General features: G+C 65.4%; 5 protein-coding genes. 3 read left to right on the top strand and 2 right to left on the bottom strand.

Annotated features, from left to right (window positions below; all coding sequences use genetic code 11):
- The coding region (locus tag RT688_RS16940) for an MCP four helix bundle domain-containing protein (protein WP_313706023.1) at positions 1-1,150 on the bottom strand (1,150 nt) is incomplete at its 3' end.
- 313 nt (positions 1,151-1,463) lie between these two features.
- On the opposite strand from RT688_RS16940, the gene RT688_RS16935 reads away from it, so the two are divergent.
- Positions 1,464-2,792 (top strand): amidohydrolase, encoded by a 1,329-nt coding sequence (locus RT688_RS16935; protein ID WP_313706022.1) that lies wholly within the window; start codon positions 1,464-1,466, stop codon positions 2,790-2,792.
- 258 nt (positions 2,793-3,050) lie between these two features.
- Here RT688_RS16935 and RT688_RS16930 read toward each other — a convergent pair whose 3' ends face one another.
- Positions 3,051-4,751: a methyl-accepting chemotaxis protein gene (locus tag RT688_RS16930; protein WP_409521933.1), complete on the bottom strand. Its 1,701-nt coding sequence runs from the start codon at positions 4,749-4,751 to the stop codon at positions 3,051-3,053.
- A 262-nt stretch (positions 4,752-5,013) separates the two neighbouring features.
- On the opposite strand from RT688_RS16930, the gene RT688_RS16925 reads away from it, so the two are divergent.
- Both RT688_RS16925 and kdsA read left to right on the top strand, forming a co-directional pair.
- Positions 5,014-6,699, top strand: a complete 1,686-nt coding sequence (locus RT688_RS16925; RefSeq protein WP_313706020.1) for a CTP synthase — start codon at positions 5,014-5,016, stop codon at positions 6,697-6,699.
- Positions 6,696-7,553 carry a 3-deoxy-8-phosphooctulonate synthase gene (gene kdsA / locus RT688_RS16920; RefSeq protein ID WP_313706019.1) on the top strand — a complete coding sequence of 286 codons (858 nt, stop codon included), beginning with the start codon at positions 6,696-6,698 and terminating at the stop codon, positions 7,551-7,553. Before RT688_RS16925 ends, kdsA begins: the two co-directional genes overlap by 4 nt.
- The last annotated feature ends 19 nt before the right edge of the window (positions 7,554-7,572 follow it).

Raw genomic sequence — 7,572 nt, 5'->3', positions numbered from 1 at the left:
CCGCCTCCACCGCCGCGTTCAGCGCGAGGATGTTGGTCTGGAAGGCGATGCCGTCAATGACGCCGATGATGTCGACGATCTTGCGCGAGGATTCGTTGATCGAGCCCATCGTGGTGATGACTTCGCCGACCACGGCGCCGCCCTGGACCGCGATTTCCGAGGCCGCGATCGAGAGCTGGTTGGCCTGGCGTGCATTGTGCGCGTTCTGGCGCACGGTGGTGGTCAGTTCTTCCATCGAGGCGGCAGTTTCTTCCAGCGCGGAAGCCTGCTGCTCGGTGCGGCTCGAGAGGTCCAGGTTGCCGGCCGAGATCTCGGTCGAGCCGGTGGCGATGGTGTCGGTGCCGGTGCGTACTTCGCTGACGATGCGCACCAGGCTGTCGTTCATGTGGCGCAGGGCGCGCAGCAGGGCGCCGGTTTCGTCCTTGCTGCTGGCGTCGATGCGGCGGGTCAGGTCGCCGCTGGCGACGGTTTCGGCCGCTTCGACGGCGGTGCGGATCGGACGGGTGATGCCGGTGGTCAGCAGCCAGGACAGCGCGGCGCCGAGCAGGACCGCGCAGGCGGTGAGGGCGCCGATCACGGTCTGGCTGATGCCGGCCTTGGCGTCGATCGCCTTGGCGGTCGCATCGATGTTGGCGCGCTGCATGACGACCAGTTCCTGCAGCAGTTCCTGGTAGTGCTGGGCGGCCGGGGTGAAACTCTTGTCGAGCAGGCGCGCCGCTTCTTCCTCGTTGCCGTCGGCCTTGGCCTTGACGGCGCCGTCGCGCGACGCGCTGTACAGTTTGCGCTGCTCGAGGATCTTCGCGAACTGGGCCTTTTCCTGCTCGCCCTCGATCAGCGGTTCGATCTGCTTGAGCAGTTCGGCGGCCTTCTTCACCGAGGCGGCCGAGTCTTCCTTGAAGTAGGGGCCGAGCGACGGATCGCTGCTCTTGACGATGGCGGCGGTGCGGCGGATCGAGGCGAAGTTCAGGGTATACCAGTCGGTGATCAGGCGCTCCTTGGTCAGCGGTGCGGACATCATTGTCCGGGTGGCGTCGGCCACTTCGTTCAGGCGCCACACGCCGGCACAGGCGATGAGCACGGTCATGGCCAGGATCAGCGCGAAGCCGAGACCCAGGCGTTTGCCGATCTTGATGTTGGAGATGAAACCCATTACAGCATTCCTTCTGGTATTGGTGGGAGAGATTGGAGGCGTCGTGACCGCTCGCCTGAAGCCGGAAGGGCTGCCGGACGATGCACGGCAAAGGCCTTGCAGGGGTAGGGATTCTACGAAGAAATAATACTTATAGCCAACAAAAAGAGACGTAAGGAAATTTTTACGACACTTTTAGTTAAAGCGCATACACTGTTGATTGTTAAATATTGCTTTACGGAAATCCCTTTGTTACGCTCGCGGCCCTCGCAAGTTTGCAATAAGTTTTGTCTCACCCCTCCGCGCCGTTAGCGCGCTTTCACAGAAGAAGCTCATGAAATCATCGACCCGCCTCCTTCAACACCTGTTCCTGGCCGCCGCCAGCTTCGCCGGCGCCGCCCATGCCGCGGCCCTGCCGCCGCAGGTCGCCGCCCAGCTCGACAAGGACTACCCGGCCGTCGAAGCCCTGTACCAGCACCTGCACCGCAACCCTGAACTGGCCTTTGCCGAACACGAAACCGCCAAGACCCTGGCCGAGCGCGTCAAGGCCCTCGGCTTCGAAGTGACCACCGGCGTCGGCGGCACCGGCGTCGTCGCCATCCTGAAGAACGGCGCCGGCCCGACCGCGATGCTGCGTACCGAGATCGACGGCCTGCCGGTGCAGGAAAAGACCGGCCTGCCGTTCGCCAGCACCAAGACCGTCAAGAACGCCGCCGGGGAGACCGTCGCGACCATGCACGCCTGCGGTCACGACGTCCACATGTCGGCCTGGTACGCCACCGCCAAGCTGATGGCCGAAAACCGCAAGCTGTGGAGCGGCACCCTGATGCTGGTCGGCCAGCCGGCCGAAGAGCCGCTGACCGGCTCGGCCGCGATGCTCAAGGACGGCCTGTTCACCCGCTTTCCGAAGCCGGACTACGCGCTGTCGATGCATGACGAAGGCACCCTGCCGGCAGGCACCGTCGGCTACCACGCCGGCCACTTCCGCGCCTCGGCCGACACCGTCACCATCACCCTGTTCGGCCAGGGCGGCCACGGCGCCACGCCGCAGGAAACCCGCGACCCGGTCGTGCTGTCGGCACGCGTCGTGATGGCGCTGCAGACCCTGATCTCGCGCGAGAACAACCCGGCCGACCCGGTCGTCATCACCGTCGGCAGCATCCACGGCGGCACCCAGGCCAACATCGTGCCGGACCAGGTCAAGCTGCAGCTGACCGTGCGCACCTTCAAGCCGGAAGTGCGCCAGCGCGTCCTGGCCAGCATCCAGCGCGAAGTGAAGGGCGAGGCGATGGCCGCCGGCATGCCGAAGGAGCCGCTGGTGGAAATCAAGGCGGGCGCCGATTCGGTCTACAACGATCCCGAGCTGACCGCGCGCGCCGTCACCGCGATCCAGGGCGCGCTGGGCGCCGACAAGGTGGTCGAGATGCCGGCCAAGATGACCTCGGAAGACTTCGCCAACTACGGCCAGGCCGGCGTCAAGGCCATCCTGCTGCACGTCGGCGCCGTCGAGCCGGGCAAGCTGGCCGCCGCGCGCGCCGCCGGCAAGTACCCGCCGGGCACCCACTCGCCGCAGTGGGCGCCGGACTTCAAGCCGACCGTGCGTTCGTTCATCGCGGCCGAAACCGCGATCCTGCTGGACCTGCTGAAGCCGGGCCAGAAGTAATGTAGTTTGCGCCCCGCGAGCCGGGGCGGGTAGTAACGATAACGCCGGCGTCATGCCGGCGTTGTTGTTTCTGGACGGGGCGACGATGACGCATACGCCGTGACAGCGTGGACTCGGGAGTCCACCCTACAACAGCGAAGTACCGTAGGGTGGACTCCCGAGTCCACGCGGTCTCACCGTCTGGACATCCGCGCCTTTACACTGCACCAAAAAAAGCGCCCGGCGAACCGGGCGTCCTGTGTCGTCGCGGCAGGGCGATCAGAATTCTTCCCATTCCTCGGCAGCCTGCTTTGCCGTGGTCCTTGACGCAGCGGCCGGCGCCGCCGGTTTCGCTTTCGACGCACGCGCGGCCGGCCTGGCCGGCGCCACCAGCGTTCGTGCTGTTGCGGGAGCCACCGGCGCGACCGCTTGCGCGTCGAGCTTGAACACGCTCACAACCTCGGCCAGTTTCGTCGCCTGCTCCTGCATGGCGCCGGCGGCGGCGGCCGATTCCTCGACCAGGGCCGCGTTCTGCTGGGTCGACTCGTCCATCTGGCCGATCGCCGCGTTGACCTGCTCGATGCCGCCGGTCTGTTCCTGGCTGGCGTGGGTGATCTCGGCCATGATGTCGGTGACGCGGCGGATCGATTCGACCACCTGTTCCATGGTCTCGCCGGCCTGGTCGACCAGCTTGGCCCCGATGTCGACCTTGTCCACCGAGTCGCCGATGAGAAGCTTGATTTCCTTGGCCGCGGCGGCCGAACGCTGGGCCAGGGTGCGCACTTCGGATGCCACGACCGCGAAGCCGCGGCCCTGTTCGCCGGCGCGCGCCGCCTCCACCGCCGCGTTCAGCGCGAGGATGTTGGTCTGGAAGGCGATGCCGTCGATGACGCCGATGATGTCGACGATCTTGCGCGAGGATTCGTTGATCGAGCCCATGGTGGCGATCACCTGGCCGACCACGGCGCCGCCGTCGACGGCCACGTTGGAGGCGGTGATCGCCAGCTGGTTGGCCTGGCGCGCGTTGTCCGCGTTCTGGCGCACGGTGCCGGTCAGCTGCTCCATCGAGGCAGCGGTCTGTTCGAGCGCGGAGGCCTGCTGCTCGGTACGGCTCGATAGATCGAGGTTGCCGGCGGCGATTTCGCCGGACGCGTCGGAGATGGTGTCGGTGCTGGCGCGGACCTCGGTGACGATCGCCACCAGGCTGTCGTTCATGTGGCGCAGCGCGCGCAGCAGGGCGCCGGTCTCGTCGCGGCCGTTGGCCTCGATGCGGCGGGTCAGGTCGCCGCTGGCGACGGTCTCGGCCAGTCGCACCGCTTCGCGGATCGGACGCACGATGCCGCGCGCGAGCAGCCAGGACGACACGGCGCCGAGCAGCACCGCCAGCGCCGCGAGCGCGCCGATCAGCCTCCGGCTGGCGGCGGCGCTTTCCTGGTTGGCCTGGGCGGCGGCGGCGATGTTCGCGTGCTGCATGGCCACCAGCTGCTGCACCACTTCCTGGTAGGCGGTCGCGGCAGGGGTGAACTGCTGGTCGAGGATCTGCGCGGCGAGCGCCTCGTCGCCCGCGGCCTTGGCCTTGACCGCTTCGTCGCGCGCCTTCGTATAGGCCTTGCGCTGCTCGCTGATCTGCCCGAACAGGGCTTGCTCGGCGCCTTGCGCGATCAGGGGCTCGATCTGCTTGATCAGCTCGGCCGAGCGCGCGCCCGTCCTGGCGGCATCTTCCTTGAAATAGGCACCCAGCGCAGGATCGGCGCTCTTGACGATGGCGGCCGTGCGGCGTACGGCGGCGAAAATCTGGGAGTACCACTCGGTGATCAGGCGCTCCTTGGCGAGGGGACCGGCGAGGATCGCTTCGCTGCGCTCGGCGGTGGCGTCCAGCCGCTGGATGCCGACGGCGGCGATCAGGAGGGAAATAACGAGCGTCAGGCCGAAGCCGGCGGCGAGACGTTTTCCGATGTTCAGATTGTTGAAGAAACCCATGGTGGTCAGATATAACGATGGCGGGAACTTCATATTACATTGATGAATATCAATGTCTATTGCATAGCGGAAAATACTTACTTGAAGTGGCGCAAGGAGGCAGTTTACTGTTGTCTTTACGAAACAGGCGCCCGGCCAGCGCGCATGCCGCAAGCCGGAAACCGGCGCGTCAACCCGGCCTTTCCCTCCCGATGAAGAAGTGTTTGCCTGTTTAAGGTATAATTTCTATTTCCCGCGCGTGCCGTTCGGCACCTTCAGCACAATGACCAAATTTGTATTCGTCACTGGCGGCGTCGTGTCTTCCCTGGGCAAGGGGATCGCGGCCGCTTCCCTCGCCGCGATCCTCGAATCGCGCGGTCTCAAAGTCACCATGCTCAAGCTCGATCCCTACATCAACGTGGATCCGGGCACGATGAGCCCGACCCAGCACGGTGAAGTCTTCGTTACCGACGACGGCGCAGAGACCGACCTCGACCTCGGCCACTACGAGCGCTTCATCAGCACCCGCATGAAAAAGGTGAATAACTTCACCACCGGCCAGATCTACGAATCCGTGATCCGCAAGGAACGCCGCGGCGAGTATCTCGGCAAGACCGTGCAGGTGATCCCGCACATCACCAACGAGATCCAGGACTACATCCGCCGCGGCGCCGAAGGCGTCGACGTGGCGCTGGTCGAGATCGGCGGCACCGTCGGCGACATCGAGTCGCTGCCCTTCCTGGAAGCCGCGCGCCAGCTGTCGCTGCGCGTGGGCCGCAAGGGCGCCGCTTTCGTCCACCTGACCCTGGTGCCTTACATCAGCTCGGCCGGCGAACTCAAGACCAAGCCGACCCAGCACTCGGTGCAGAAACTGCGCGAGATCGGCATTTCGCCGAACGCGCTGCTGTGCCGCGCCGACCGCCGCATCCCGGACGACGAGCGCGCCAAGATCTCGCTGTTCGCCAACGTCGAAGAGCAGGCGGTCATTTCGGTGTGGGATGTCGACACCATCTATAAAGTGCCGCAGGTGCTGAACGACCAGGGCCTGGACGACATCATCCTGGAAGCGCTCGGCCTCGAAGCGCCGCCGGCCGACCTGTCGATGTGGACCAAGCTGATTCATACGCTGGAGAACCCGAAGCACGAAGTGACCATCGGCATGGTCGGCAAGTACGTCGACCTGATCGAATCGTACAAGTCGCTGACCGAGGCGCTGCGCCATGCCGGCATCCATACCGAAAGCCGCGTCAACATCGAATACCTGGACTCGGAAGAAATCGAGACCAAGGGCTGCGATCACCTGGCCAAGTACGACGCCATCCTGGTGCCGGGCGGCTTCGGCAAGCGCGGCGTGGAAGGCAAGATCATGGCGGCGCGCTATGCCCGCGAGAACAAGATCCCTTACCTCGGCATCTGCCTGGGCATGCAGGTCGCGCTGATCGAATACGCGCGCCACATGGCCGGCCTGCCGAACGCCAACTCGACCGAGTTCGACCTGGACACCGACCAGCCGGTCGTGGCCCTGATCAACGAATGGCAGAACCACGACGGCAAGGTCGAAAAGCGCGACGAGAACTCGGACCTGGGTGGTACGATGCGCCTGGGCGCCCAGACCTGCGCGGTGAAGCCGGGCACGCTGGCCGCCGAGATCTACGGCAGCGTCGTCACCGAGCGTCACCGTCACCGCTACGAAGCCAACAACTACTACCTGCCGAAGGTGGAAGCGGCGGGCATGGTGGTCGCGGCGCGCACCCCGAACGAGGACCTGTGCGAGATCATGGAACTGCCGCGTAGTGGTGAAAACTCCCACCCGTGGTACATGGGCGTCCAGTTCCACCCCGAATTCAAGTCGACCCCGCGCAGCGGCCATCCGCTGTTCACCTCCTTCATCCAGGCGGCCCTGAAGCACCAGGCGGCCAACCCGAAGGTGGCGGCGAACGAACAAGCTTTGCAAGGAGATGTAGCATGAAACTGTGTGGTTTCGACGTAGGCCAGGAGCACCCGATCTTCCTGATCGCCGGCACCTGCGTGATCGAGTCGCGCCAGATGGCGCTCGACACGGCCGGCACCCTGAAGGAAATCACCAGCGCGCTGGGCATCCCCTTCATCTATAAATCGTCGTTCGACAAGGCCAACCGCTCGTCGGGCAAGTCGTTCCGCGGCCCGGGCCGCGAGAAGGGCCTCGAGATCCTGGCCGACGTGCGCAAGGAGCTGGGCGTGCCGGTGCTCACCGACGTCCACGACGAAGCGATGATCGCCGAAGTGGCGAGCGTGGTCGACGTGCTGCAGACCCCGGCCTTCCTGTGCCGCCAGACCGACTTCATCAATGCCTGCGCGCGTTCGGGCAAGCCGGTCAACATCAAGAAGGGCCAGTTCCTGGCCCCGGGCGACATGAAGAACGTGATCGACAAGGCACGCGCCGCCGCGCGCGAAGCGGGCCTGAACGAAGACAACTTCATGGCCTGCGAGCGCGGCGCCTCGTTCGGCTACAACAACCTGGTCTCGGACATGCGTTCGCTCGCCATCATGCGCGAATCGAACTGCCCGGTGGTGTTCGACGCCACCCACTCGGTGCAGCTGCCGGGCGGGCAGGGCACGTCCTCGGGCGGCCAGCGCGAGCACGTTCCCGTGCTGTCGCGCGCCGCGGTGGCGGCCGGTGTCGCCGGCCTGTTCATGGAAACCCACCCCGACCCGGCCAATGCGCTGTCGGACGGACCGAACGCCGTCCCGCTGGGCCGCATGAAGGAACTGCTCACGACCCTGGTCGAGCTCGACCGCGTGGTCAAGAAAGCGGGCTTCCTCGAGAACAGCTTCAAAGCGTAATTCTTAAATAGCTTGCAAG

This window comes from Massilia sp., assembly GCF_032106685.1.
Classification (GTDB): domain Bacteria; phylum Pseudomonadota; class Gammaproteobacteria; order Burkholderiales; family Burkholderiaceae_D; genus Telluria.
This window is presented reverse-complemented; position numbering and strand designations above follow the sequence as displayed.

Bases quoted from the DNA above. Each gene is read 5' to 3' on its own strand.
- RT688_RS16925 (WP_313706020.1), top strand. From the start codon at position 5,014: ATGACCAAATTTGTATTCGTCACTGGCGGCGTCGTGTCTTCCCTGGGC.
- RT688_RS16935 (WP_313706022.1), top strand. From the start codon at position 1,464: ATGAAATCATCGACCCGCCTCCTTCAACACCTGTTCCTGGCCGCCGCC.
- kdsA (WP_313706019.1), top strand. From the start codon at position 6,696: ATGAAACTGTGTGGTTTCGACGTAGGCCAGGAGCACCCGATCTTCCTG.
- RT688_RS16930 (WP_409521933.1), bottom strand. From the start codon at position 4,751: ATGGGTTTCTTCAACAATCTGAACATCGGAAAACGTCTCGCCGCCGGC.